Annotated in this window: 21 protein-coding genes; 13 read left to right on the top strand and 8 right to left on the bottom strand. The window is 69.5% G+C overall.

The genetic code is table 11. The features are described from left to right. The first annotated feature begins 68 nt into the window (after positions 1 to 68). From prlC to CKO33_RS07650, 8 genes are all read left to right on the top strand, one after another. Positions 69 to 2,111, top strand: coding sequence for an oligopeptidase A (gene prlC, locus CKO33_RS07615; protein ID WP_200181060.1), 2,043 nt, complete (start codon positions 69 to 71; stop codon positions 2,109 to 2,111). Then, entirely contained in the window at positions 2,108 to 2,875 is a 768-nt protein-coding gene (gene xth, locus CKO33_RS07620) for an exodeoxyribonuclease III (RefSeq protein ID WP_200181062.1), read from the top strand. Before prlC ends, xth begins: the two co-directional genes overlap by 4 nt. Positions 2,876 to 2,885: 10 nt before the next feature. Then, positions 2,886 to 4,349: a 4-hydroxy-3-polyprenylbenzoate decarboxylase gene (gene ubiD, locus CKO33_RS07625; RefSeq protein WP_200181063.1), complete on the top strand. Its 1,464-nt coding sequence runs from the start codon at positions 2,886 to 2,888 to the stop codon at positions 4,347 to 4,349. Positions 4,350 to 4,557: 208 nt separating this feature from the next. Then, positions 4,558 to 6,219 (top strand): methyl-accepting chemotaxis protein, encoded by a 1,662-nt coding sequence (locus CKO33_RS07630; protein WP_200181065.1) that lies wholly within the window; start codon positions 4,558 to 4,560, stop codon positions 6,217 to 6,219. A 46-nt stretch (positions 6,220 to 6,265) separates the two neighbouring features. After that, positions 6,266 to 7,450: a CBS domain-containing protein gene (locus CKO33_RS07635; protein WP_200181072.1), complete on the top strand. Its 1,185-nt coding sequence runs from the start codon at positions 6,266 to 6,268 to the stop codon at positions 7,448 to 7,450. 11 nt (positions 7,451 to 7,461) lie between these two features. Then, a complete protein-coding gene (locus tag CKO33_RS13855; RefSeq protein ID WP_200181074.1) occupies positions 7,462 to 8,919 on the top strand; it encodes a sensor histidine kinase in 1,458 nt (485 codons plus the stop codon). A 66-nt stretch (positions 8,920 to 8,985) separates the two neighbouring features. After that, on the top strand, positions 8,986 to 10,392 hold the full coding sequence (locus tag CKO33_RS07645; protein WP_200181075.1) for a sigma-54-dependent transcriptional regulator: 1,407 nt from the start codon (positions 8,986 to 8,988) through the stop codon (positions 10,390 to 10,392). Between the two features lie 191 nt (positions 10,393 to 10,583). Next, the gene (locus tag CKO33_RS07650; protein ID WP_242472527.1) at positions 10,584 to 10,979 is read left to right on the top strand and encodes a DUF4168 domain-containing protein; all 396 of its coding nucleotides are present in this window, start codon (positions 10,584 to 10,586) and stop codon (positions 10,977 to 10,979) included. 49 nt (positions 10,980 to 11,028) lie between these two features. Here CKO33_RS07650 and CKO33_RS07655 read toward each other — a convergent pair whose 3' ends face one another. From CKO33_RS07655 to CKO33_RS07690, 8 genes are all read right to left on the bottom strand, one after another. After that, positions 11,029 to 11,589, bottom strand: coding sequence for an LbetaH domain-containing protein (locus tag CKO33_RS07655; protein ID WP_200181079.1), 561 nt, complete (start codon positions 11,587 to 11,589; stop codon positions 11,029 to 11,031). Positions 11,590 to 11,693: 104 nt separating this feature from the next. Further along, positions 11,694 to 12,584, bottom strand: coding sequence for an NAD-dependent epimerase/dehydratase family protein (locus CKO33_RS07660; protein ID WP_200181082.1), 891 nt, complete (start codon positions 12,582 to 12,584; stop codon positions 11,694 to 11,696). A gap of 176 nt (positions 12,585 to 12,760) precedes the next feature. Continuing rightward, a complete protein-coding gene (locus tag CKO33_RS07665; protein WP_200181084.1) occupies positions 12,761 to 14,080 on the bottom strand; it encodes a heme biosynthesis HemY N-terminal domain-containing protein in 1,320 nt (439 codons plus the stop codon). 3 nt (positions 14,081 to 14,083) lie between these two features. Further along, positions 14,084 to 15,316 carry a uroporphyrinogen-III C-methyltransferase gene (locus CKO33_RS13935; protein ID WP_200181090.1) on the bottom strand — a complete coding sequence of 411 codons (1,233 nt, stop codon included), beginning with the start codon at positions 15,314 to 15,316 and terminating at the stop codon, positions 14,084 to 14,086. A 331-nt stretch (positions 15,317 to 15,647) separates the two neighbouring features. Beyond that, the gene (locus tag CKO33_RS07675; protein WP_200181091.1) at positions 15,648 to 16,484 is read right to left on the bottom strand and encodes a uroporphyrinogen-III synthase; all 837 of its coding nucleotides are present in this window, start codon (positions 16,482 to 16,484) and stop codon (positions 15,648 to 15,650) included. Between the two features lie 8 nt (positions 16,485 to 16,492). Then, positions 16,493 to 17,449, bottom strand: a complete 957-nt coding sequence (gene hemC, locus CKO33_RS07680; protein WP_200181093.1) for a hydroxymethylbilane synthase — start codon at positions 17,447 to 17,449, stop codon at positions 16,493 to 16,495. A 168-nt stretch (positions 17,450 to 17,617) separates the two neighbouring features. Then, positions 17,618 to 18,352, bottom strand: coding sequence for a LytR/AlgR family response regulator transcription factor (locus tag CKO33_RS07685; RefSeq protein WP_200181095.1), 735 nt, complete (start codon positions 18,350 to 18,352; stop codon positions 17,618 to 17,620). Next, the gene (locus CKO33_RS07690; protein WP_200181097.1) at positions 18,349 to 19,431 is read right to left on the bottom strand and encodes a sensor histidine kinase; all 1,083 of its coding nucleotides are present in this window, start codon (positions 19,429 to 19,431) and stop codon (positions 18,349 to 18,351) included. Before CKO33_RS07690 ends, CKO33_RS07685 begins: the two co-directional genes overlap by 4 nt. Before the next feature lie 122 nt (positions 19,432 to 19,553). Here CKO33_RS07690 and argH point away from each other — a divergent pair, with 122 nt between their 5' ends. The 5 genes from argH to CKO33_RS07715 all read left to right on the top strand — a co-directional run bounded on the left by argH (position 19,554) and on the right by CKO33_RS07715 (position 26,699). Beyond that, positions 19,554 to 20,951, top strand: coding sequence for an argininosuccinate lyase (argH, locus tag CKO33_RS07695; protein ID WP_200181099.1), 1,398 nt, complete (start codon positions 19,554 to 19,556; stop codon positions 20,949 to 20,951). Positions 20,952 to 21,120: 169 nt separating this feature from the next. Beyond that, a complete protein-coding gene (locus tag CKO33_RS07700) occupies positions 21,121 to 21,501 on the top strand; it encodes a response regulator transcription factor (protein WP_200181101.1) in 381 nt (126 codons plus the stop codon). Positions 21,502 to 21,515: 14 nt separating this feature from the next. Further along, complete coding sequence (locus tag CKO33_RS07705; RefSeq protein ID WP_338081749.1) at positions 21,516 to 23,654, top strand: exonuclease domain-containing protein; 2,139 nt, start codon at positions 21,516 to 21,518, stop codon at positions 23,652 to 23,654. Between the two features lie 4 nt (positions 23,655 to 23,658). After that, positions 23,659 to 23,943: a hypothetical protein gene (locus CKO33_RS07710; protein WP_200181103.1), complete on the top strand. Its 285-nt coding sequence runs from the start codon at positions 23,659 to 23,661 to the stop codon at positions 23,941 to 23,943. Next, positions 23,940 to 26,699, top strand: a complete 2,760-nt coding sequence (locus CKO33_RS07715; protein WP_200181104.1) for a sensor histidine kinase — start codon at positions 23,940 to 23,942, stop codon at positions 26,697 to 26,699. The genes CKO33_RS07710 and CKO33_RS07715 overlap by 4 nt, the downstream gene beginning before the upstream one ends. Position 26,700 lies beyond the last annotated feature (1 nt).

The raw sequence follows: 26,700 nt of genomic DNA on the forward strand, positions 1-26,700 counted from the left end.
TCCTCCGGCTGGCGGCGCCGTGTTACATTAGCCGCACACTCAGGCACACCGATCCCGAACCCGCGCCCATGACCAATCCCCTTCTCGATCTGCAGGACCTGCCCCCCTTCGGGGACATCCGTCCCGAACATGTGGAACCGGCCATCGACCGGGTGCTGGCGGACAACCGCGCCGCCATCCAGCGCCTCCTGGACCAGCCCGGTCCCTTCACCTGGGAGAACCTGGTGCACCCCCTGGACCTGCTGGAGGACCGCCTGGAACGCATCTGGTCCCCGGTGCGCCACATGAACGCCGTGGTCAACAGCGAGGCCCTGCGGGAGGCCTACAACCGCTGCCTGCCCAAGCTCTCGGATTACGCCACCGAGCTGGGCCAGAACACCCGCCTGTTCCAGGCCTTCCAGTCCATCGCCGAGGGGCCGGAATTCCCCCGCCTGGAGCCCGCCCAGCAGCGGGTGATCACCAATGCCCTGCGGGACTTCCATCTCAGCGGCGTGGATCTGCCCGAGGACAAGAAGGCCCGCTACAAGGCCATCGCCCAGGAACTGTCCGCCCTCACCGCCCGCTTCGAGGAGAACGTCCTGGACGCCACCCAGGGCTGGCAACTGCAGATCACCGATGCCGGGCGCCTCTCGGGACTGCCGGAGTCCGCCCTGGACATGCTGCGCCAGAACGCCCGCCAGCGGGACCTGGAGGGCTATCTCGTCACCCTGGAATTCCCCTCCTACTACGCCGTGATGACCTTCGCCGAGGACCGGGAGCTGCGCCGTGAGGTCTATACCGCCTATGTCACCCGGGCCTCCGACCAGGGGCCCCACGACCGGCGTTTCGACAATTCCGGGGTGATGGAACGCATCCTCGAACTGCGTCATGAAGAGGCGCAGCTTCTGGGCTATGCCAGCTACGCCCACCTCTCCCTGGCCACCAAGATGGCCGAATCCCCGCAGGGGGTGGTCGCCTTCCTGGAGGACCTGGCCCGGCGCGCCGTGCCCGCGGCCCGGGACGAGCTGGCCTCCCTGCAGGCCTTCGCCCGCACCCATCTGGGGCTGGACACCCTGGAGGCCTGGGACCTGTCCTTCGCCTCGGAGCGGCTGCGTCAGCACCTCTTCCAGCTCTCCCAGGAGGACCTCAAGCCCTACTTCCCGGTGGACCGGGTGCTCCAGGGCCTGTTCGACCTGGTGGAGCGCCTCTACCAGGTGCGCATCCGACCGGCCGACGGCGCCCCGGTATGGCATCCGGACGTGCGCTTCTTCGCGATCCAGGACCCGGACGGCCAGCCCCGGGCCTGGTTCTACCTGGACCTCTACGCCCGCAGCCACAAGCGGGGCGGCGCCTGGATGGACGATTGCCGGGGCCGGCTGCGGGACGGCGACCACCTGCAGCTGCCCGTGGCCTACATGACCTGCAACTCCACGCCGCCGGTGGACGGCAAGCCGGCCCTGTTCACCCACGACGAGGTGCTTACTCTCTTCCATGAGTTCGGCCACGGCCTGCACCACATGCTCACCCGCGTGGACCATCCCGGCGTGGCCGGCATCAACGGCGTGGAATGGGACGCCGTGGAGCTGCCCAGCCAGTTCATGGAGAACTGGTGCTGGGAGCGGGAGGCTCTGGACCTGATCTCCGGTCACCACGAGACGGGCGAGCCCCTGCCCGCGGAGTTGTTCGACAAGCTCACCGCCACGCGCCATTTCCAGGCGGCCATGCAGATGGTGCGCCAGCTGGAGTTCTCCCTGTTCGACATGCGCCTGCACGCGGAATACGACCCCAGCCTGGGCGGGCGTATCCAGAAGATCCTGGATGAGGTGCGGGAGCAGGTGGCGGTGCTGCGGCCGCCGGAGTTCAACCGCTTCCAGCACGGCTTCTCCCATATCTTCGCCGGTGGCTATGCCGCCGGCTACTACAGCTACAAGTGGGCCGAGGTGCTCTCCGCCGACGCCTTTGCCCGCTTCGAGGAGGAGGGCCTGTTCAATCCGCAGACGGGCCGGGATTTCCTCACCGGCATCCTGGAACAGGGAGGTTCACGTCCCGCCCTGGAACTGTTCAAGGCCTTCCGCGGCCGGGAGCCGGAGATCGATGCGCTGCTGCGCCATTCGGGATTGGAAGCGGCATGAGGATCGCCACCTGGAACGTCAACTCCCTGAAGGTGCGCCTGCCCCAGGTGCTGGACTGGCTGGGGGAGCAGCGTCCGGACATCCTGGCCCTGCAGGAGACCAAGATGACGGATGAGGCCTTCCCCGCCGGGGTCTTCCGGGAGATGGGCTACCATGGCCTGCACAACGGCCAGCCCACCTACAACGGCGTCGCCCTCCTCTCCCGGGAGGCCCCCCTGGATGCGGTCACCGATCCCCCGGGGCTGGACTGCGCGCAGCGCCGCCTGCTGGCCGCCAGCATCCACGGGGTGCGGGTGGTGAACCTGTATGTGGTCAACGGCGCCGAGGTGGGATCGGAGAAATACGCCTTCAAGCTGGACTGGCTGCACCGGGTCCGGGACTTCCTGGAAGCGGAACGGGAACGGCATGGGCACCTGGTGGTGCTGGGGGACTTCAACATCGCCCCGGAGGACCGGGACGTGCACGACCCCGAGGCCTGGCATGAGCGCATCCTCTGCTCCACCCCGGAGCGCCAGGCCCTGAAGCAGATCCAGGAGCTGGGGTTGAGCGACGTCTTCCGCCGCTTCCAGCAGCCCGAGGGGCAGTACAGCTGGTGGGATTACCGCGCCGCCGCCTTCCGGCGCAACCGCGGCCTGCGCATCGACCTGATCCTGGCCAGCGAGCCCCTGGCCATGCGCTGCACCCGCGCCTGGATCGATGTGGCGCCGCGGCGTCTGGAACGGCCCTCGGACCACGCCCCCGTGGTGGCGGAATTCGATTGGTGAGCCCGGCACCATGAAATACCGTGACCTGCGGGAATTCATCCGGGGGCTGGAGGATCGGGGCGAGCTCCGGCGCATCGCCGTGCCGGTGGATCCCCACCTGGAGATGACGGAGGTCTGTGACCGGGTGCTGCGGGCCGGCGGTCCCGCCCTGCTTTTCGAGCGCCCCAAGGGCCACTCCATCCCCGTGCTGGCCAACCTGTTCGGTACCCCGCAGCGGGTGGCCCTGGGCATGGGGGAGGAATCCACCGAGGCCCTGCGGGAGGTGGGCCGGCTGCTGGCCTTCCTCAAGGAGCCCGATCCCCCCCGGGGCCTGAAGGCCGCCTGGGACACCCTGCCGGTGCTGCGCAAGGTGCTGGACATGGCCCCCAGCCGGGTGCGCAACCCTGCCTGCCAGGAGGTGGTGCTGGAGGGGGATCAGGTGGACCTGGGGCGGCTGCCGGTGCAGCACTGCTGGCCCGGGGACGCCGGCCCCCTCATCACCTGGGGCCTGGTGGTGACCCGCGGCCCGCACCGGGAACGGCAGAACATGGGCATCTACCGCCAGCAGGTGCTGGGACCGGACCGGGTCATCATGCGCTGGCTCTCCCACCGCGGCGGCGCCCTGGACTTTCGCGACTGGCAGCAGGCCCGCCCCGGCGAGCCCTTCCCCGTGGCCGTGGTGCTGGGGGCCGATCCGGCCACCTTGCTCGCCGCCGTCACCCCCGTCCCCGACACCCTGTCGGAACACGCCTTCGCCGGCCTGCTGCGGGGCTCGCGCACCCGGCTGGCCCGCTGCCTGGGCAGCGATCTGCAGGTGCCGGCCACGGCGGAGATGGTCCTGGAGGGGGTGATCCACCCCGGGGACACCGCCCCCGAGGGGCCCTTCGGCGATCACACCGGCTATTACAACGAGGTGGACCGCTTCCCCGTGCTCACGGTGGAGCGCATCACCCACCGCCGCGATCCCGTCTACCACAGTACCTACACCGGGCGTCCGCCGGACGAACCGGCCATCCTGGGCATGGCCCTGAACGAGGTCTTCGTGCCCATCCTGGCCAAGCAGTTCCCGGAGATCACCGACTTCTACCTGCCGCCGGAGGGCTGCTCCTACCGCATGGCGGTGGTGCGCATGCGCAAGCAGTACCCCGGCCATGCCCGGCGGGTGATGATGGGGATCTGGTCCTTCCTGCGCCAGTTCATGTACACCAAGTTCATCATCGTGGTGGACGATGATATCAACGCCCGGGACTGGCAGGACGTCATCTGGGCCATGACCACCCGCATGGACCCGGTGCGGGACACCGTCACCGTGGAGCGCACCCCCATCGACTACCTGGATTTTGCCTCCCCCGTCTCCGGCCTGGGCTCGAAGATGGGCTTTGATGCCACCAACAAATGGCCCGGAGAGACCGACCGGGAGTGGGGCCGCCCCATCGCCATGACCCCCGAGGTGAAGGCCCGGGTGGACGCCCTCTGGGACGAACTGGGGCTCTGACCGCCGGACGCCGCGGGGCCGGCTTTTGAGGCGCCCACCCTTCAGTCCGTTCCTTGAGTGTCGATATATTTGACGGACAGGATCCCTATGGGTCTTTTATTGACTTTTATCAATCAAGGATGACGGAGGGCTGGCCCCTGGGGTGCTGCCGTGCAGCATGGGGCTGCCCCCCGGATGGGGGCACCCTCCAAAGGAAGCGAAGGCAAGCATGTCCGGTGTGAAGAGAAAACGCATCCTGTGGGAGGCCGCCCTCCTTACGGCGGCCCTGCCCCCGGCCCTGATCCCGGCCTGGCTCCTGGGGCCTGGAACGGTGTCGTCCCTGGTGTCCGCCCTGGTGGCGGCGGGCATCGTGCTGCTGGCGGTTGACCGCCTGCTGCTGGCCCCCGGGGAACGGGATCTGGAATGCCTGGCGCGGTGTGCCCGGGGGGAACACACCGGGACCGATCCGGTGGACCCACGGGCGCAGGCGGTGCTTTTGCACCTGAACGGCTTTCGGGACATGACCCGGCGCCTGTCCCGCACCGGGACCCGCATCGCTGTCTCCGCCGCCGAGGTGGCCCACGCCTCCGCCAGCCTGGAGAAGCGCATGCATGCCCAGGTCTCCACCGTCAACGGCATCGCCGACGCCTCCTCGGAGATCTCCAGCACCCTGCACACCTCCGTGGAGAGCTCCGAGGCGGCGGCGCGCAGTGCCCGCCTCACCAACGACGCCAGCCAGGCCGGTCACGAGTGCGTCGAGGACGCCCAGCGCCACATGGAGGAGATGAAGACCCGCATGGCGGAGGCCAGCCGCACCATGTCCGACCTGGAGGGCCGGGCCGCCGACATCCAGCGCATCACCGAGGTCATCAGCGGCATCGCCGAGCAGACCAACCTGCTGGCCCTGAACGCGGCCATCGAGGCCGCCCGGGCCGGCAGCCAGGGCCGCGGCTTCGCCGTGGTGGCCGAGGAGGTGCGCAACCTGGCCAACCGCACCTCCTCGGCCACTGCCGAGATCGGCGGGATGGTGACCGAGATCCACGATCAGACCCGCCACGCGGCCGGCACCATCCAGCAACTGGTGGAGGCGGTGGAAGGCAGCGCCGGACGGGTGGCCTCGGTGGACGAGCACCTGTCGGCCATCCTCGACCATTCCTCCGGTGCCGACAACTGCATCCGCACGGTGGTGGAGGGAGCCGAGCAGAACCACGGTCATCTGGACGAGGTCACCCGTTCCATCCAGACCGTCAGCAGCCACCTGAAGGAGACGGAGAACGACATCGCCCATCTCAGCACCCAGGCGGATCATCTGGCCGAACGGGCGGAGACCATCTATGAACTTTTGGGGGACGTGGGGCTCGGCCCGGTCCACGAAGATGTGCGCCGGGAGGCGGAGGCGGCGGCCGCCGCCGTGGGCCGTGCCTTCGAGGAGGCCTGCGACCAGGGCCGCATCACCCTGGAGGATCTGTTCGACCGCGATTACCAGCCCATCCCCGACACCGATCCGGTGAAGTACAAGACCCGCTTCGACGACTTCACCGACCGCGTCCTGCCCCCCATCCAGGAGCCCATCCTGGAGCGCCATCCCTGCGTGGCCTTCGCCGGGGCGGTGGACGATCATGGCTACTTCCCCACCCACAACCGCCGCTACAGTCAGGCCCTCACCGGCGATTACCGCAAGGACCTGGCGGGCAACCGCACCAAGCGCATCTTCAACGACCGCACCGGCTCGCGCTGCGGCAGCCACGACAAGCCCTACCTGTTGCAGACCTACAAACGCGATACCGGCGAGGTGATGCACGACCTGTCCGTGCCCATCTATGTGAAGGGCAGGCATTGGGGCGGCTTCAGGATCGGTTATCATGCCAACGGGGACGCGCCCGGCGCCTGAGGCCTTTGCCGTCCTCCTCCGAACCGACCCGGAAGCGGACCGATCAATGTATTTCCCCACCCTGGAATCCATCGCCACACGGCAGGTGATCACCCTGCGGGGGGACTGCAGCGTGCGCGAAGGGGCCCGCGCCATGGCCCGCTACCACGTGCGCAACGTGGTCGTCCTCAGCGGGGACGGGGAATACCGTGTCCTGCGGGCCGCCGATCTGGTGGCCCTGAGGACGGACGGCATCCCCTTCGATACCCCCCTGGCAGCCCTGGAACTGCCCCGGGTCCCCACCCTGCCCCCGGATGCGGACGTCCTGCAGGGGATTGCGCGCATGCGCGACGGCGTGGGCTACCTATGCCTGACCAGCGAGCGGGGGACCCTGGTGGGTATCGTCAGCCAGTCCGACCTGCTCTCGGGGATCGACCCGCAGTTGCTCACCGAGAGCCAGGCCCTGGGGGAACTCATGGCCGGGACCCGCTTCCTGCAGGTGGCGGCGGGGGATCGTGTGCATCATGTCTTCATGCGCATGCGCACCGGTGGCCAGGATGCCGCCGTGGTCCTGGATGGGGAGGAACCCGTCGGTATCCTCACCCGCGGCGATACGGTGCGCCTGCTGGCGGAGGACGCCTCCCTGGAGGGGCCCGTGTCCGAGGTGATGTCCGCCCCCCTGCACACGGTGCCGGATTCCTGCACCATCCAGGAGGCCCTGGCCTGTGCCCGGGAGAAGGGGTATAAGCGCATCGTCGTGCGCCGCCGGGACGGCAGCCTGCTGGGGGTGGTGACGCAGAAATACCTCCTGGCCCTCTTCTACAATCGATGGATCGGCTGGTTCAAGGCCCAGAACGAGGAATTACTGCGCGCGCAGCGCGCCCTGCGGGCCGAACGGGACCGCCTTGCCCTGGTGGCCGGGGCCCTGGCCGAGGGTCTGGTGGTGACCGATGCCGGCGGCTGCATCGAACGCATCAATGCCGCCGCCGCCGCGCTCCTCGGGGTGGAGGCCGGCACCTTCATGGGCCGTCCCCTGGCTGAACTCCTCCCCGGGCTGTCCCACTGTGTCGAGGCATGCCCCGGGGGCCCCCACCATCCCCGCTGTCCCGCCGGCCCCCTGGAGCTGCGCCGCGCCGACGCCTCATGCATCACCGTTCATCTGCGCTGCCGCCCCCTGATGGAGGCGGGACGCTATGCTGGTGCCGTGGTCTTCCTGGACCGGGCCGGGAACGGGGCGCAGGCGGCGCCGTGAGGGCATGGCCGATGATGCGTGCCCGGGCCTACAGCCTGCGCACCGCGGTTCTCGGCTTCGTCCTCACCCCCCTGCTGGTGGTGATCCTGGCGGCCGGCTGGTCCGGCCTGCGCACCCTGGAGGCCGGGGTGGAGGCCCGCATGGAGCAGGACATCGAACTGGTGGCCCGGGCCATCCACCTGCCCCTGCGGGAGGCCATGGCCCGGGGCCAGCGGGGAGACATCCAGCAGGCCCTGGACTCGGCGTTTCGCATCGACCAGGTCTACGGCGCCTATGTCTATGACGAGAACGGCGAACTGGTGGCCGCCAGCGGCCCCCGCAGCCCCTCCATGGAGCGGCGCCGGGACGCGCGTGAGGCCACCGTCACCGGCACCCACGGGGCCTATGATGACCGCGACGGCGAGGAGCTTTACTCCTTCTTCATGCCGCTCATCGACGTGGGGGGCCGCATCCGCGGCCTGTTGCAGGTGACCCGCCAGGGCAGCGATTTCCATGCCGACCTGGCCCGGGTGCGTTTCCGCGCCCTGGTGGCCCTGGGTGCCGTCACCCTCCTGCTGGTGGCCGTGGTGGTGGTGGGGCACCACCGCGCCGTGGGGCGGCATGTGGACCGCCTCGCCGCTGCCATGGTGCGGGTGGGCCGTGGCGAGCGGGATCTGCGGGTCAGCGGTCGCGGCCCGCGGGAACTGCAGGAACTGGCCCGGGCCCTGAACCGCATGCTGGCCGACATGCAGCGCTCCGCCGCCGAACTGGAGACCCGGCGGGCCGAGCAGGCGGCCCTCGAGGAGCGCCTGCGTCAGTCGGAGAAGCTGGCGGCCATCGGCCGCCTGGCGGCGGGGGTGGCCCACGAACTGGGCACCCCCCTGGGGGTGGTGGACGGTCAGGCGCAGCGGGCCCTGCGCCACGTGGAAGCAAAGAGTCCGCCGCAGGCTGCCCTGCTGAAGATCCGTCAGGAGGTGGCGCGCATGGACGACATTGTGCGCCAGCTGATGGATTTCGGCCGGCGCAACCCCCTGCGCAGGCGTCCGGAGGCCGTGGGGCGCCTGATCCAGGCCGCCGTCGCCCAGGTGGGCCCGGACCTGGAGCATACCGGCACCCGTCTGGAAGGATGCGACCCGTCTCCGGCAGCGGTGATCCCCATGGACCGGGTCCGCCTGGAGCAGGCCCTGGTCAATCTGTTGCGCAACGCCGTGCAGGCTGCCCCCGGCGGCCGCGTTCGCCTCTCCTGGCGGGAGCGGGAGGAACACATCCTGGAACTACGGGTGGAGGACGACGGCCCCGGCATCGATCCGGCGCACCGCAACCGCCTGTTCGAGCCCTTCTTCACCACCAAGTCCGTGGGCCAGGGCACCGGCCTGGGGCTGGCCGTGGCCCATGGTGCGGTCACCGAGCACGGCGGCGAGATCTCCGTGGAGGACAGCCCCCTGGGCGGGGCATGCTTTGTGCTCAAGATCCCCACGGCCCCGGTCTGATCCCCCGCCGCAGGAGATCCCCGGCGGCGTACAGTCGTTCCCCAACCCAGGAGATCCTCCCAGGCCATGCACGAGAATCCGCGCGCAACGATCCTGGTGGTGGAGGACGATCCCTCCCACCGGGACCTGGTGTCCGAGGAATTGCAGGATGCCGGCTGGAGTGTCCTCACCGCAGGCGATGTACCGGAGGCACGCCGGCTGCTGCAGGGGGGTGGCGTGGACCTGGTCCTGAGCGACCTGCGCCTGCCCGGGGAGGACGGCCTGGCCCTGCTGGAGGACTGCCGCCTGCACGCCCTGCCCCCGGCCTTCATCATGCTCACCGCCTTCGGCACCATTGCCCAGGCGGTGGAGGCCCTGAAACAGGGGGCGGACGATTTTCTCACCAAACCGGTGGACCTGGACCACCTGGTGATCGCCGTGCGCCGGGCCCTGCGCAACCGCCGGCTGCAGGCGGAGGTGAGCCGCTACCGGGAGATGCTCCAGGGGGACGACTTCCACGGACTTATCGGCAGCAGCCCCTCCATGCAGGCCCTCTATACCCGTATCCGTCAGCTGGCCGGGGCCGCCGGCCCCGTGCTGGTCACCGGCGAGTCCGGTACCGGCAAGGAACTGGTGGCCCGGGCCATCCATGCCGAGAGCCCCCGGGCCAACGGTCCCTTCGTGGCCATCAACTGTGCCGGCATCCCCGGCGAACTCATGGAGAGCGAGCTCTTCGGCCACGCCGCCGGGGCCTTCAGCGGAGCGCGCCAGGCCCGCCGCGGGCTGTTCCAGGAGGCCCATGGCGGGACACTGCTCCTGGATGAGATCGGCGAGATGCCCATGGCCATGCAGGCCAAGCTGCTGCGCCTGCTCCAGGACGGCCGGGTGCGTCCCGTGGGGAGCAACCGGGAGGCGGCCACGGACGTGCGCGTGGTGGCCGCCACCCACCGGGATCCCGCCGCCCTGATCCGGGAACAGTCCTTCCGCGAGGACCTGTACTACCGCCTGGAGACCTTCCGTCTGCATGTGCCGCCCCTGCGGGAGCGGGGGGACGACATCGAGCGCCTGGCGGCCCGCTTCCTGGCCCGCTTCGGTGCCGCCATGGACCGGCGCGTGGACGGCATCAGCCCGGAGGCCCTGCGGGCCCTGCACGCCTATGCCTTCCCCGGCAATGTGCGCGAACTGGCCAATCTCATCGAGCGGGCGGTCACCTTCTGCCGGGGGGATCAGATCCAGTTGCGGGACCTGCCCGATGCCGTCACCCGGCGCCCCCGGGACGGGGGTGGGGCGGCCTTCCCCTGGTCCCCGGAGGCCGATGCCCCCATGCCCACCCTGGCGGAGGTGGAGGATCGCTACATCCGCTGGGTGCTGCACCGGCTGGAGGGCAACAAGCGCCAGGCGGCGCGGGTGCTGGGCATCGGAAGGCGCACCCTCTATCGGCGTCTGGAGGGGAGCGATCCGGAGTCAGAGGCGGAGACGGAGGATCCATCCTGAGGGGACGGGAGCGGTCCCCCTTGTGCCATGGGCGCACGGGCTGAGATGGCGCATGTGCCTTAACGGCACACCAGAATCCCCCCTGCGCGGGTCTCCAACGCCGCCTAGGGCCGCTCGTGGCCTGTATCCGATCCATGGCATGGACGCTGCAAGGTGATTCGTTACCATCCAAGCATCGAGGAGCATCCCTCATGAAGCGTCGTATCCTCCAGACCCTGCCCGCCACGGCCCTGTGCCTTGCCCTGGCCGGCCTCACCACCCCCGCAGTCGCCCAGCAGGCCCAGCAAGGCCAGCAGCAGCCCGGCATGGGGCAGCAGCAGATGGAGGTGGATCCCAATACCCTGGACACCTTCGTGGACGCCTTCGTGGCCGTGCAGAAGATCCGGGATGACTTCGCCAGCCGCCTGGAAGGGGTGGAGGATCAGTCCCGGGCGCAGGAACTGCAGCAGGCGGCCCAGGAGGAGATGATCAGTGCCGTCAAGGACCAGGGCATGAGCGTGGAGGACTACAACCGGGTGGCCATGACCCTGCAGAACGATCCCGAGATGCTGCAGAAGGTGCAGGAGATGGCCCGGGAACGGATGTAATCCCTTCCGGACATCCGGCGGCCGGGCCCGCTCCGGCCGCCTCCCCCCTTTAGAGCTCGTTCTGGATGCGCTTGTAGCCGGCCACCAGCTGGCGGTTGGTGAGGGCCACATCCTCGGAGAAGCTGGAGGCGTCCGCCGTCACCGGCTCGATCCGCGACAGATCCGTGGCGGAGTGGATGTTGCTGGTGGAGGGGATATAGAACCCCTCGGGCACCTGGCAGTCCTCCACCACGGAGTTGTGCCGGATCACCGATCCCGCCCCGACGGTGCAGTTGAACAGCACCGTGTTGAATCCGATGAAGACCCGGTGCCCCACTTGGCAGGGGCCGTGGATGATGGAACGGTGGGCGATGGAGGTGTGCTCGCCGATCTCCACCCGGGCCCCGGACTTGGAATGGATCACCACGCCGTCCTGGATGTTGGAGTTGTCCCCGATGACGATGGGCTCCAGGCCGCCGTCGGCGTCCAGCTCGTCGGCGCGGATGACCGCATAGGGCCCGATGAAGACATTCTCCCCCACCTGCACCTTGCCGCAGAGGATGGCCGTGGGGTCGATGAAGGCGGATTCGGCCACGACGGGCAGGTGGCCGCTGGGGTTCTTGCGGATCAAGGCAGGGTGTCCTTTGGTCGCTTCGCTGTGGGGCCGCCATCCTGCCATGCCCATTGCGATACGGCAATCACGGGGGCAATCCCGGGGCCGGGCGCCGGGGCGATTCACCCCGCGTCGCCGGCGGCTTCCTCCTCCAGGGAGGCGCGGATGCCCGCCTCCATGCGCGGATAACGCAACTGCACCCCCAGGTCCGCCAGCCCCCGGGCCACCTGTACCGTGCGGGATTCCCGCAGGAAGGAGAGCATCATGGGGCTGAGGTGTCCCTCGGCCTCGGCCATGCCCATGCAGGGGGGATGCGGCAGACCCGCGGCGTCCGCCACCGCCTGGAAGAAGGCGGTCATGGAACGGTGATCCCCGTCCCCCACGTTGTAGGTCTCCCCGCTGGGGCCATGGTCCAGGGCCGCGGCGCACAGGGCCACCAGGTCGTCCACGTGGATGCGGTTGCCCGGACCGGCCTCCTCGGGCCGGATCAGCGGCTGTCCGGCGCGGATGGCCGCCAGCGGCAGCCGCCCGGGGCCGTAGATCCCGGGGACCCGGAGCACCACCACCGGTACCCCCGTCTCCCCTTCCAGTGCCCGCAGTTGTCCCTCCGCGTCCAGGCGCCGGTGGGCCCGGTCCGTGGCCGGTGCCGTCGGGGTCAGGTCGTCCACGGTGGCCCCGCCGCGGTCGCCGTAGACCCCGGTGGTGCTCAGGTAGACGATGCGCTCGGGCGGATTGCGGCGACAGGCCGCGGCGAGCCGCTGCGTGCGGGGATCCTCCTGACCCTGGTTCGGGGGCGGCACGCTGTGCAGCACCAGGGCGCCCATGAGGGGGACTTGGTCCAGACCCTCCCCCGTGTCCAGATCCGCCTGCAGTGTCTCGATCCCCCGCGTGCGCAGCACCCCGGCGTGGTCGGCGCTGCGCACCACCGCCAGGACCCGTCGTCCCCCGGCCTGCAGGGTGCGCGCCAGGCGTTCCCCCACATAGCCGCATCCCATGATGACCACCGGTGTCATGCCCGCATCTCCTGAAGGTTCGTGAACCCCGACTCTAGAAGGCCTGGCCCGTGGTCGGCAAGACGGGCGGGCATCAAGGGAGGACGGGCAAAAGAAAAAGCCCCCGGGGTGAGCCGGGGGCTTTTCGTGATGCGGGCCGTGGGACCCGGCCACGGCCGGGTCCCACGGCCCGGACCTCAGGCGCCGGAGAGCCGGGGCTGGGTCAGCTTGCCGCGGGTGCGGACCTTGCCCTTGCGGCCGGACTGGGCCGGCAGGCTCTGGGCCTGGTCCTCTTCGGCCTTGGGGGCCGAGGGGATGGCGGGTTCCCGCACGCCGCCGTCCACGGCCACCTGCAGGCCCTTGCGGTAGGCATCCTGGGCCAGCTTCTCCTCGCCCAGCTGCTCCAGCAGTTCACCCAGTTCCCGGTAGGCCTCGGCATTGGGCCGTGCCGCCACACTGGATTCCAGGTAACCCCGGGCCTTGCCCCAGGCCTTGGCCAGCTTGCTCAGGCGGCCGAGGGTGAGCAGCAGCACCGGATCGCGGCGGTGATCCCGCAGCCAGCCCTCCGCCACGCCGATGGCACGGTTGGCGTCGTTCACCGACAGCAGGCCGTAGAGGTAGACCAGCTTCTCGTTCCAGCGCTGCTTGATGGCGGTGCGCAGGACGGCCTCGGCACGATCGTGCTCGTTGAGCCGGATGAGGGCGCGGGCGTAGGGCTCCACCAGTTCGTGGCGGTTGCGGGAGGTCTTGGGCAGGTTCACCCACAGGCCCTCCAGCTTGGCCAGTTCGCCGGCCTCGGACAGTTCCCGGGCACGGCTGGCGAAGGCCTCCGTCTCCATCCGGTCCAGGGTCTCGGTGTCCTGGGCGCGGGCCTTGCGCAGGTCCGGCAGGACGGCCAGCAGGGAGGCGCTGTCGCCGGTCTCCTGGTACAGGCGGGCACGCAGGCGCAGGAGCTGGGGATGGTTGGAGGCGATGTCATTCAGGTGGCGCAGGGCGCTGGTGGCCTGGGGGTATTCGCCATTGTCCAGCTGCAGTTCCGCCTGGGTCAGCCCCACGGCCACGTCGGACCCGGTCTCCGCCTGGGCGGCCTGACGCAGGTAGTCGTCGCGGCGGTCGGTGGCCCCCTGCATCTGCGCGGCGCGGGCCGCGGACAGGTAGTTGAGCATGGGGGAGTCCCCGCGGCGGGCGGACTGCACCAGCAGCTTCTCGGCCTTGTTCCAGCGGCCTTCGGTCATCTCCGCCATGCCCAGGGCCAGACCCCGCTGGCAGACCATGGCCTTTTTCTGCTGACGCCGGGCGCTCATGTTGCCGGGCAGACCGAACAGCCCCACCAGGAAACGGATGACCGCGTAGAGCAGCAGAAGCACCACCACCATGGCGGCGATGTAGAAGGCCAGGCTGGTCTCGAGGCTCATGTCGCCGTAGGCGAACAGGACATAGCCGGGCTCTTCCATGAACATGAGGGTGCCCACCGCCGATGCGATGAGGACCAGGAAGATCACGATCAACGATTTCATGGCTTATCCCTCCACCTGAACGAGCAGTTCGTAGGACTTGCCAATCTCCGGCTGCTCGGCCCGCAGTTCACGCTTCTGCAGGTCTTCCAGGCGCTTCATCAGCGGGGCCACCGGTTCGGAGGCAAAGTATTCCACCAGCAGTTCCCGGGCGCTTTCCAGGTTGTCGCGGTAGTCCTCCTGGTCATAGCGCAGGGCCGCCAGACGGGCCGACTCGATGCGCAGGGCCAGGACCTGGCGCATGAACAGTTCGGTGTCGGCATCGGGCATGGAACGCACCACCTGCTGGTGCTGACGCACGGTGATGTGCTCGTTCAGCTCGTTCAGCACCTGGTAGTAGGCGCGCTCCCACCAGGCGGCATCGCCTCCGGGCTCGCCCAGGGCCACCATCTGGCTGCCCTGGTCGTTGTCGGGCTGCTTCAGGGGCAGGGGCTTGAGCTCGGCGGAGACCTCCTCCAGGGCCTGGACGATGTCGTCCACCTGGTTGCCTTCATACCCCTTGAGGGCCTGCCGTTCCCGGGCGATGGCGTCGCGCACGTCACCGAAGCGCGGATCGCCCATCTCCTTGAGCATCTCGTCGGCGGCGGCCAGGGCGGCCATGGCGCCGTCGGCATCGTTCATGAAGTCCATGCGATGCTGGGCGATGCGCAGCAGGTAGCCCACCTCGGAGACCTTCCACTCGCGTTCGGGGCGGTCGGTCTGGTTCTGCAGCGAGGCGAGTCCCTGCTCCAGGGTCTCCAGGCGGCGCGCCTGGCTTTCGGTCATGCTCTGCAGTTCGGCGCGGGCCTCCTCGATGGCCGTGTCCACCTCACTGCGCAGGTCGCGCTCCAGCTGGTTCACCTGCTCCGGCAGGGCGGCGGTGCGCTCCTGCATCTCGGAGAGGTCCTTGAGGGCGCTGCTGAGGCGGTCGTTGGCCTCTTCGGCCATCTGCAGGGCGTCCTTGGCGGTGGAGGAGGCGTTCATGGCCACCCCCAGGGCGAGGACCACGGCAACGCCCCCCACCACCAGCGGCAGTTTGCCGCTGCGGCCGTTGCCGGAACCACCGCCCGCCGGCGGGGTGCGGCCGGCGGCACCGCCGCCCTGGCCGGAGGTTGCGGCCTTGGGCGTGGTGGCCGGCTTGGCGGACCCGGCACCGCTGCCGGCGGTGGCCTTCGGGGGGGTTGTCCCCTTGGCCGGTTCGTTGCTGCCGGACCCGCTCTTGGCCGGCTCGGTCTTCGAAGTCTCAGCTTTGTTGTCCACGGGATTAGATGCCTCGGGCTTTGGGGTTTGGGATGGACCGGCCCCGGCCGCGGGCGCGTTGCTCGTGCTGCCCCCGGCCGCGGCCTTTTCGGATGAGGAGGATTCGCCTGAACCGGAGGCGGGCTTGGTACCGATCTGCCCGGAGAGTGCGTCGCGGTCCTTGGGATCGGCATTGTAGGCGGCCGTGTCCTGAGCCGGAGCAGAACCCAGCGCGTCCCCGACCGGGCGCCCGCCCCCGATAGGCGCCTTGTCCTGGTTTACCGGGCCCGTGCCGGTCACCCGGGTCGCCTTCGGCTTGTTGCCGCCTTTGGCCTTTTGATTGGATTTCTGTCTACTCATGAGTTTGCTTCCTCTTTTCAGCCCATTTCTGCACGGCCTCCAGCATGGCCTCGTCGCTGGGGTCATCGGCCACCACTGGGGTCTGTTTGAAGCCCATCTCCCGGGCCGTGTCCACCATGCGCCCGCAGCCCACCACCAGGGGCGTGCCGCACAGCCGCTGCCGCCCCGCCTCGCCCATCATCTCGTACAGGTTGCGCAGGGCCTCGCTGCTCGTAATGGCGATCACATGCCCGTCTCCCTGCGACCACAGCCGCAGCACGGGACCGGGGTCGATGTCGGGCCGTCCGCGGCGGTAGGCCTCGGCGTAGGTCACCTTCGCCCCACGAGCAGTGAGTGTAGCACCTAGCAATTCCCGTCCCCCCTCACCCCGGAAGATGACGACCGGACGGTCCGCCACATCCTGTAGCTGTGGCTGTTCCAGCAGGGCCTCGCTGTCGAAGCGGGCCGGCGGACAGATGTCCGCACGGTAGCCCAGTCTCTCCAGGGCCAGGGCCGACTTGCGGCCCACGGTGGCCAGTTTCAGGCCCGGCGGTAGCTGGCCCCGCCGGGCATGGATGCGGCCGATGGCACGGTGGACCGCATTGGGACTGATGAAGATGGCGATCCGGAAGCCGTCCAGACGGTCGATGACGGCATCCAGGGCTGCAAGGTCCGCGGGGTCCTGGATCTCCAGGGCGGGGAAGCGCAGCGCCCGCCCCCCGGCCGCCTCCACCAGGCGGCAGAAGCCCTCCGCCTGGTGCGCCGGGCGCGTGACCAGGACCGTCACCCCCTGCAATGGGGCGGGGGCCGCCTTCCCGTGGGTTGTCGCCCTGGATCCCGCAGCACTCATGGCATCGTTCAGTCGCCTGAAGGCGGTTGTACCGGATTGAGTCCCAGGTCGCGCAGGATGCGGTCCGCCCCTTCGCGCAGGAGTTGTTCCGCCAGGGCCACGCCGATCTCGGCGGCCTGTTCCTGCGGCCCCTCCAGGCTGGCGCGATGCACCAGGGAACCGTCCGGCTCGCCCACCAGGCCGCGCATGTACAGACTGCCGTCCTCACGCAGCACGGCATAGCCGCCGATGGGCACCTGGCAGCCGCCGTTGAGGCGGGCGTTGAAGGCGCGCTCGGCGGTGACGCGCACGAGGGTGTCCGGGTCGTTGAGCGGGCCGATGAGTTCCATGACCTCGGGGTCGTTGGCGCGGCACTCGATGCCGATGGCCCCCTGGCCGATGGCGGGCAGGCTCTCGTCCGCATCCAGCACGCGGGTGATGCGCTCGCCGAAACCCAGGCGCTTGAGCCCGGCCGAGGCCAGCAGGATGGCGTCATAGACGCCGTTGTCCAGCTTGGACAGACGCGTGTTCACGTTGCCGCGCAGATCCAGTACCTGGAAGCCGGGGAAGCGGGCCCGCAGCTGGCTCTGGCGGCGCAGGCTGGAGGTGCCCACACGGGCGTTCTCCGGCAGATCCTCCAGGCCGCTGTAATGATTGGAGACGAAGGCGTCGTGGGGGTCCTCCCGGTCCAGGACCACCGGCAGTTCCAGGCCCTCGGGCAGTTCCATGGGCACGTCCTTCATGGAATGCACGGCGATGTCCGCGGTGCCGTCCATGAGGGCGGTCTCCAGTTCCTTCACAAACAGGCCCTTACCACCCACCTTGGCCAGGGGGGTGTCCAGCATCACGTCCCCCTGGGTGGTCATCTTCACCAGGGTGATCTGGACGTCGGGGAACAGGGCCTTGACCCGGCGGGCCACCTCTTCGGTCTGCCATACGGCCAGTGGGCTCTTGCGGGTGGCGATCTTCAGTTCAGTCTTCGGCATGGGCGGGTGATGGCTCGTGAAAAAATGACCCTATCGGGGATTCGCGGTATCGTACAACGCAACCATACATTATGTCTGCCTTTCAACACACGGGGCGGACGGGGCTGTGTCAACTTTTGTTGACCCAGGCCGGGTCTCCGGCCTTCGGTCGGGTTCCCTTGCCGGGGGTCAGAGGCTCTTGAGGAAGCGGCGCACCTCGGCCACGTGGCGGCGGCTCACCTCCAGACGCTCGTCGGTGTCCTTGAGCACCACCTCGAACCCCCCGTGGTCCCGTCTCTCCATGCCGCTGAAGCGGTCGCGGGCCACCAGGGCATTGCGGTGGATGCGCAGAAAGCGGTCGCCGAACTCCTCCTCCAGGGCCTTGAGGGGTTCCTCGATGAGCACCTCGCCGCCATCGTGGCGCACCGTGACGTATTTCTGATCGGCCTGGAAGTAGTGCACGCTCTCCACGGGGATCAGCTCCAGATTGCCCCGCACCCGGGCGCAGATGTGGCTGCGGGCCGTTTCCTCGCGGGTGGACTGGTTCAACCCCTCCAGTTGCGCCCGGTTGGGGCGCTGGGCCTTCTCCAGGGCGCTGCGCAGGCGTTCCTCGCGCACGGGCTTGAGCAGGTAGTCCACCGCCTGGGCCTCGAAGGCCTCGATGGCGTGGGTCTCGTAGGCGGTGACGAAGAGGATGGCCGGCGGGGTCTCCATCTGCGCCATGTGACGCGCCGCCTCGAGACCGTCCATGCCCGGCATGCGGATGTCCATGAGCACGATCTCCGGGTGGGTTTCCCCGGCCACGCGCACCGCCTCCACGCCGTTGGCCGCCTCCCCCGCCACTTCATAGTCCGGCAGGGTGCGCAACAGGGAGGCCAGGCGCTCGCGGGCCGGCTGTTCATCATCGACGATGAGGACCTTCATGACGTTCTCCTCGGGACCAGGATGTCCACGCGGTAGTGGTCCGCGGACTGGGTGGTCTCCATACGCGCCCGGCCGCGGTAGGCCAGGGCCAGGCGCTGGCGGATGCTCTCCTGGGCGAAACGGTTGCCCGGGCGCCTGCGCCGGTGTTCCTGGGAGGGCATGGGGTTTTCCACGGTGATGCGCAGCATCTCCCCGGCCTGACGCAGGGCCACCGTCACCGTGCCCCCCTCGGTGCTGGGTTCGATGCCGTGGTAGACGGAGTTCTCCACCAGGGGCTGGAGGATGAGGCTGGGTACGGGATGATCCGGCGACAGCCGTTCATCCACATCCCAATGCACCCGCAGCCGTTCCCCCAGGCGCAGGGCCTCGATGCGCAGGTACTGCCGGGCCAGGGCGATCTCCTCCGAGAGGGAGCCCGTCTCCCGGCTGGAGAGGGTGGCGCGGAACAGGTCCGCCAGGTCCATCACCGTGGATTCGGCCACCTCCGGTCGGCTGCGGGTGAGGTTGGCGATGGTGTTCATGCTGTTGAAGAGGAAGTGGGGGCGGATGCGCGCCTGCAGGGCCTGCACCCGGGAGCGGGCCTCCGCCTCCACGTTGTACTGCCACTGCTTTTGTACATACAGGTAGCGCAGGGCCACGGCGCTGACGATGGCGCCGATGGACAGGGTGCGCAGCAGGAACTCCTCGTTGCTCAGGCCGCTGCCCAGGGTTTCCCAGCCCCAGAGGCGGCCCAGGACCAGGGCCAGGAGGGTGAACACCAGGATGACGGCCTGGACGATGAGCCAGGTCCCCGCCGCCGCCACGAAGGGGCCCAGCCGGTCCAGGAGGCGCCGGGCCAGGCACAGCACCAGCCCCGTGCCCAGGGCCACCCACTGCACGAACAGGGAGACCAGGGCCAGGTTGAGCCAGAAGCCGTGCTGCGGCGGCGTGGAGGACAGGGCCACCAGGAAGGCGAGGAGCTGGGCGATGAGCACCACGAGAAAGAAGGTGCGGCCCTCACAGAAGTTGGGCAGGAAGATCGCCTGTCCCCCGGGATCGCCATGGGGGTGTTCCTGGGTCTTGTGCTCGCCGGTCCTCATGCTGCGCGCGCCGCCTCTTTCCCGCCATCGGCGGGCCTGGTGAGGTTGGGGTGCCGGGTTCCCGCGCCCCGGGTGTGCCAATGGTATACTAAACGATTCACGTGCAAAGACGCAGACGGGTCATGAATTCAAAGGCATCGCAGGACAAGCCCTGGGGCGGGCGCTTCTCGGAACCCACGGACCGCTTCGTCGAGGCCTTCACCGCCTCGGTGGACTTCGACCGCCGCCTCTACCGCCACGACATCGAGGGCTCCATGGCTCATGCCCGCATGCTCGCCCATGTGGGGGTGCTTACCGACGCCGAGTGCCGGCAGATCCTGGAGGGGCTGGAGGCGGTGCGGGCGGAGATCGAGTCCGGCGATTTCGAGTGGTCCGTGTCCCTTGAGGACGTGCACATGAACGTGGAGGCGCGGCTCACCCAGCGCATCGGCGACGTGGGCAAGAAGCTGCACACCGGCCGCTCCCGCAACGACCAGGTGGCCACCGACATCCGCCTGTACCTGCGCGAGGCCATCGACGGGCTCATGGCCGAACTGCGCCGCCTGCAGCGGGGGCTTTTGGACCTGGCCGAACGCGAGGCGGCGACGGTGATGCCCGGTTTCACCCACCTGCAGACCGCGCAGCCGGTCACCTTCGGTCACCACATGATGGCCTGGTTCGAGATGCTGGAGCGGGACCATACCCGCCTCGGGGACTGCCGCCGCCGGGTCAACGTGCTGCCCCTGGGCGCCGCCGCCCTGGCGGGCACCCCCTACCCCCTGGACCGGCACTACACCGCCGAACTGCTGGGTTTCGAGGCCGTCTCCGACAACTCCCTGGACGCGGTCAGCGACCGCGACTTCGCCATCGAGTTCTGCGCCGCCGGGGCCCTGATCATGACCCACCTCTCCCGCTGGTCCGAGGAGCTGGTGCTCTGGGCCAGCGCCCAGTTCGGCTTCGTGGACCTGCCGGACCGTTTCTGCACCGGCTCCTCCATCATGCCCCAGAAGAAGAACCCCGACGTGCCCGAGCTGGTGCGGGGCAAGACCGGCCGGGTCAACGGCAACCTGATCGCCCTGCTCACCCTCATGAAGGCCCAGCCCCTGGCCTACAACAAGGACAACCAGGAGGACAAGGAGCCCCTGTTCGATACCGTGGACACCCTGGCCGGCAGCCTGCGGGCCTTCGCCGACATGGTGCCCCATATCCAGGTGCGGGCCGCGGCCATGGAGGAAGCCACGCGCAAGGGATTCGCCACCGCCACCGACCTGGCGGACTACCTGGTGCGCAAGGGCATGGCCTTCCGCGACGCCCACGAGGTGGTGGGCCGGGCGGTGCGCCATGGCCTGGAGAGCGGCCGCGACCTGGGGGAGATGGAGCTGGAGGAACTGCGCCGCTTCTCCACCACCATCGAGGCGGACGTCTTCGAGGTGCTCACCCTGCAGGGCTCCCTGGCGGCCCGCAACGTGCACGGCGGCACCGCCCCCGAGCAGGTGCGGGCGCGCATCCGGGAGGCCCGGGCCCGCATCGCCACGGACTGATTCACGACGCCCCGGGGCGTCTGTGCTATGTTGGCCCCGGGGCCCCGGACACAACGACAAGATCGCAAAAAAGATCGACAGGACCCGGCAGGGCCCGCCGCCCCCGCGGAAGCGGACCGTCCGGCGCCGGGCCCATCGGCGCCACCGGCCGGGTACGGAGGAGGAGTGCATGTCGCCGCAATCGGTACTGGTGGTGGACGATGAGCCCAACATCGTCCTCTCGCTGGAGTTCCTGATGAAGCAGGCGGGCTTCGATGTGCGCGTCGCCCGGGACGGCGAGAGCGCCCTGGAGGCCGTGCGCCAGCAGCCGCCGCAGGTGATCCTGCTGGATGTGATGTTGCCCCGGCGGGACGGCTACGAGGTCTGCCAGACCATCCGCGCCAACCCCGAGTGGCGCGACGTGCGCATCCTCATGCTCACCGCCAAGGGCCGCCAGATCGAGAAGGAGAAGGGGCTGGCCATGGGGGCGGACGACTACATCACCAAGCCCTTCTCCACCCGCGAGGTGGTGGAGCGGGTGCGCGCCTACATGCCCCAGGGCGAAACCTGACCCCCCCATCCCCGGTGGATAGACGCCTGCCCATCCTCCTCTCCCTGGCCCTGGTGGTGGTCGTTGGCTACGGCACCCTGGTGGCGGTGGCCAACTGGGAACTCCTGGTCCGGGGTCTGCCGCCCCGGGACCTGTTCGGGGTGCCGCTGATGGCGACCCTGGCCCTGCTCCCCCCCGTGGGTCTGTGCGCCTGGCTCATCCGCCGCCAGGTGCGCCGTCCCGCCCGGGTCCTGGCCCGGGACGTGCGCGCCCTGCTGGAATCCCGCACCGCCGATACCGAGATCCACCCCCCCCGGAGCCATGTCCTCGGCGACCTGCCGGCCGCCGTGCAGGCCCTGGGGGACGCCCTCAAGGGCTCCCGCCGGGAGATCCGCGGCGCCATGGCCACCGCCACCGCCCAGATCAACGAGCAGAAGAGCTGGCTGGAGACCATCCTCCAGGGGCTGGCCGAGGGGGTGGTGGTGTGCAACCGCCGCCACCAGATCCTGCTTTACAACCCCGCCGCCGTCACCCTGCTGGAGGCCCCGGAGGCGGTGGGCCTGGGGCGGCCCCTGTTCGGGGTGGTCTCCCGCGCGCCGGTGCTCCACACCCTGGAGCGCCTGGAATGGCGCCGCAAGCAGGCGGCCGCAGGCGCGGAGTCCGGCGCCCGCTTCGTCTGCACCAACGCCCTGGCGACGCGGGTCCTGCAGGGCCGCATGTCCCTGATCCTGGACAGTCGGGGGGAGACCAGCGCCTATCTCGTCACCCTCGTGGACATCTCCAGCGAGGTGGACACCATGCAGCAGGTGGATGCGGTGCGCCGTGCCCTCACCACGGACCTGCGCGGCGCCGTGGGCAACCTGCGGGCCGCCGCCGAGACCCTGGACGCCCACCCGGAGATGTCCCGGGAGGACCGCCGCGCCTTCCAGCAGGTGCTGCGCAGCGAGAGCGAGACCCTGAGCACACGCCTGGAGGAACTGGCGGAGCGCTTCCGCGGCCATGCCCTGGGTCGTTTCCCCATGTCCGATCTCTACAGCGACGACCTGGTGGAGGGGGTGCGCCAACGGCTGCGGGATCTGCCGGAGGTGGAACTGGAGATGGCCGGCCAACCCCTCTGGATCCAGGGGGACAGCCTCTCCCTGGTGCGGGCGCTGGAGTGTCTGCTGCGTCACCTGGTGCGTTACACCGGGGCCCGGCACTTTTATGCCGAGACCCTCCTGGGGGACCGCCGCGTCTACCTGGACCTCACCTGGCAGGGCCCGGCCGTGCCGGCGGCGGAACTGGAGCACTGGCTGGATTCCGAGAGCGGCGACGAGATGGGGGGGCAGACCCTGCGGGACGTCCTGGAGCGCCATGGCATCGAGCTCTGGAGCCAGGCCTGTGGCGACGGCGAGCAGGCCCTGCTGCGCCTGCCCATGATCGCCCCCAGCCGGCCCCAGTTCCAGGCCGAGGGGGCCCACCTGCCGCCGCGGCCGGAGTTCTACGATTTCGGCCTCATGCGCGAGCACGAGGGGGATCCGGAGCGGGCGTCCACGCCCCTGGAGGACCTGAGCTTCGTGGTCTTCGACTGCGAGATGACCGGGCTCAACCCCATGGGCGGGGACGAGATCATCTCCATCGCCGGGGTGCGGGTGGTCAAGGGACGGGTGCTCACCGGCGAGACCTTCGAGCAGCTCATCCACCCGGGCCGCCCCATCCCCCCCAGTTCCATCCGTTTCCACGGCATCACCGACGACCAGGTGCGGGACAAGCCCTCCATCACCGAGGTGCTGCCCCGGTTCAAGACCTTCGTCGGGGATGCGGTGATGGTGGCCCACAACGCCGCCTTCGACATGAAGTTCATCAGCCTCAAGGAGCCGGCCTGCGGCGTGCGCTTCGACAACCCGGTGCTGGACACCCTGCTGCTGTCGGTGATGGTGGAGGACGAGAACGAGGACCACTCTCTGGATGCCCTCATCACCCGCTACGGCATCGAGATCGAGGGCCGCCACACCGCCCTGGGGGACGCCCTGGCCACGGCCCATCTGCTGGTGCGCCTCATGGAGCGTCTGCGCTCCCAGGGCTATCGCACCTTCGGCGAGGTGATGCGTTCCTCCAGCATGGCCGCCCAGCTGCGCCAGCGCGAGCGCAGCATCAGCCTGCAGGACGGCTCCGGCCCGGCGGCGGGGTTCTGAGGCCATGGCCGGGGCCCGCCGCGACGATTCCGCCAGCGGCCGGCGTCTCCCCGCCAGCGGCGCCCGGGAGCGCTACGTGGCCGCCTTCCTGCTGGGGCTGGTGCTGTTCTTCCCGCCCCTGCTGGTGGTCTTCGACACCACCGCCCGGCCGGCGGGGATCCCGCTTTTGTTCCTCTATCTCTACGGGGCCTGGCTGGGGCTGATCCTAGTGATCGCCTGGATCGCCCTGGGGTCGCTGCACCGGGAAGAGGGGGAGGATGGCCCCGGGCCCCCGGAGTCGGGGGCATGAACACCGCCCTGGTGGCGGCGGTATCCCTGGTCTACCTGCTGGCGATGTTCGCCATCGCCTTCTGGGGGGACCGGCGTTCCGGGCGCGAGGGGGGCATCATCCAGGGGCCCTATGTCTACGCCCTGTCCATCGCCGTCTACTGCACCTCCTGGACCTTCTACGGCAGTGTCGGCCTGGCGGCGGAACAGGGGGTGCACTACCTGCCCATCTACCTGGGGCCCACCCTCATGGCGGCCCTGTGGTGGATCGTGCTGCGCAAGATGGTGCGCATCTCCAAGATCAACCGCATCACCTCCATCGCCGACTTCATCGCCTCCCGCCACGGCAAGCGGCCCCTGCTGGGGGGGCTGGTGGCGGCCATCGCCCTGGTGGGTCTGGTGCCCTACATCGCCCTGCAGCTTAAGGCCGTGTCCATCACCTTCTCGGTCATGGTGGACTATCCCGTTGCGGCGGATGCCCTGGTGGGCAACGGCGCCTTCTACAGCGATGAGGCCTTCTATGCCGCCCTCATCCTGGCCGCCTTCGCCATCCTCTTCGGCACCCGCCACGTGGATGCCTCGGAACACCACTCGGGCATGGTGGCGGCCATCGCCTTCGAATCCCTGGTGAAGCTGGTCACCTTCCTGCTGGCCGGGGCCGTGATCACCTTCGTGCTCTTCTCCGGGCCGGCGGATCTGTTTGACCGGGCGGCGGACCATGAGCGGCTTGCGCAGCTCTTTCACATGGGCAGCCCCGGGGATTACGGCCACTGGATCGCCCTTACCCTGGTGTCCATGGTGGCCATCCTGGCCCTGCCCCGGCAGTTCCAGGTGGCGGTGGTGGAGAACGTGCGCGAGGGCCACGTGCGCGACGCCGCCTGGCTCTTCCCCCTGTATCTGTTCGCCATCAACCTGTTCGTGCTGCCCATCGCCTTCGCCGGGGTGCTGCTGCTGGAGGATTCCGGCGTGCATCCGGACACCTACGTCCTCGCCCTGCCCCTGTCCCGGGACTGGACCGCCCTGGCGCTGGTGGTCTTTCTGGGGGGACTTTCGGCGGCCACCGCCATGATCGTGGAGACGGTGGCCCTGGCCACCATGCTGGGCAACGACCTGGTCATGCCCGCCCTGCTGCGCCTGCGCTGGCTGCGTCTGGACCAGCGCACCGACCTCACCCGGCTGGTGCTGCGCATCCGCCGCACCGCCATCCTGGGGGTGATCCTCCTGGGTTATGCCTACATCCGCGCCACCGGCGACACCCTGGCCCTGGTGGGCATGGGGCTGGTCTCCTTCTGCGCCGTGGCCCAGTTCGCCCCCGCCCTCCTCGGCGGCATCTTCTGGAAGGGGGCCACGCGCCAGGGGGCCCTGGCGGGCATGGCCGCGGGGTTTGCCGTCTGGGCCTACACCCTGTTCCTCCCCACCCTGGCCCATGCCGGCTGGGTGCCCGGGGCCTTCGTCCTCGACGGTCCCTTCGGCCTCGCCCTGCTCCGGCCCCACGCCCTGTTCGGACTGGAGGGTCTGGCGCCGGTGACCCACGCCCTGGTGTGGTCCATGCTGGTGAATCTGGGGGCCTATGTGACGGTGTCCCTGCTCACCCAGCAGGATGCCATCGAGCGCATCCAGGCCAGCCTGTTCGTGGACGTCTTCCGTCTGTCGGCGGGACGCTACGGCATCTCCCGCTTCTGGCGCGGTTCGGCCACGGTGGAGGACCTCTTCGACCTGCTGCGCCGCTTCATCGGCGAGACCCGGGCTCGCCGGGCCTTCGACGAGTACGGCCGCCGCCACGGCGTGGACCTGTCCCGCACCCGGCAGGCCGACGCCGAACTGGTGCACCTGTGCGAACGGCTGCTGGCGGGCTCCGTGGGCACGGCCTCGGCGCGGGTGCTGGTGTCCAATGTGGCCCAGGGGGAGGTGGTGAGTCTGGATGAGGTGATGGAGATCCTGGATGAAGCCAGCCAGGTCATCGCCTACAGCCAGAAGCTGGAGGCCAAGTCCCGGGAGCTGGAGGCGGCCACCCGGGAACTGCGGGCCGCCAACGCCCAGCTGCAGCAGCTGGACCGCATGAAGGACGACTTCATCGCCACCGTCACCCACGAGCTGCGCACCCCCCTCACCTCCATCCGCTCCTTCACCGAGATCCTGCACGACAACCCGGAGCTGGAACCGGAACGGCGCCAGGCCTTTCTGGGCATCATCATCAGCGAGAGCGAGCGCCTCACCCGGCTCATCAACCAGGTGCTGGACCTGGCCAAGCTGGAGTCCGGGGCCATGCGCTGGTATCCCGAGTCCTGGGACCTGACTCGCATCCTGCGGGATGCCAGCGAGGCCACGGGCCAGCTGTTTGAGAACAAGGGCGTGCGCCTGGAACTGGAGCTACCCGACGGGCCCGTGCCCTACACCACCGACCGGGACCGGCTCATGCAGGTGATCATCAACCTGCTTTCCAATGCCGTGAAGTTCGCCCCCGAGGGCACGGGACGGGTCACCCTGCGCCTGACGGCGGAGGCGGATGTGCGCGTGGAGGTGGAGGACAACGGCCCGGGCATCCCGGAGGCGGAGATCCCCCACCTGTTCCAGAAGTTCCGTCAGGTGGGGGACGTGCTCACCGACCGGCCCCCGGGCACCGGCCTGGGGCTCGTGATCTGCCGGCGCATCGTCGAGCACCTGGGGGGACGCATCTGGGTGGACCCGCGCCCCCCCGGCGAGGGGGCCCGCTTCGTCTTCACCCTGCCCCGGGAGGCCTCCCCCGCGGGCGGGGAGGCGGTGCCGGAGGGGGGCTGAG

It is taken from the genome of Ectothiorhodospira mobilis (genome assembly GCF_016584115.1).
In the GTDB taxonomy this organism is placed as follows: domain Bacteria; phylum Pseudomonadota; class Gammaproteobacteria; order Ectothiorhodospirales; family Ectothiorhodospiraceae; genus Ectothiorhodospira; species Ectothiorhodospira mobilis.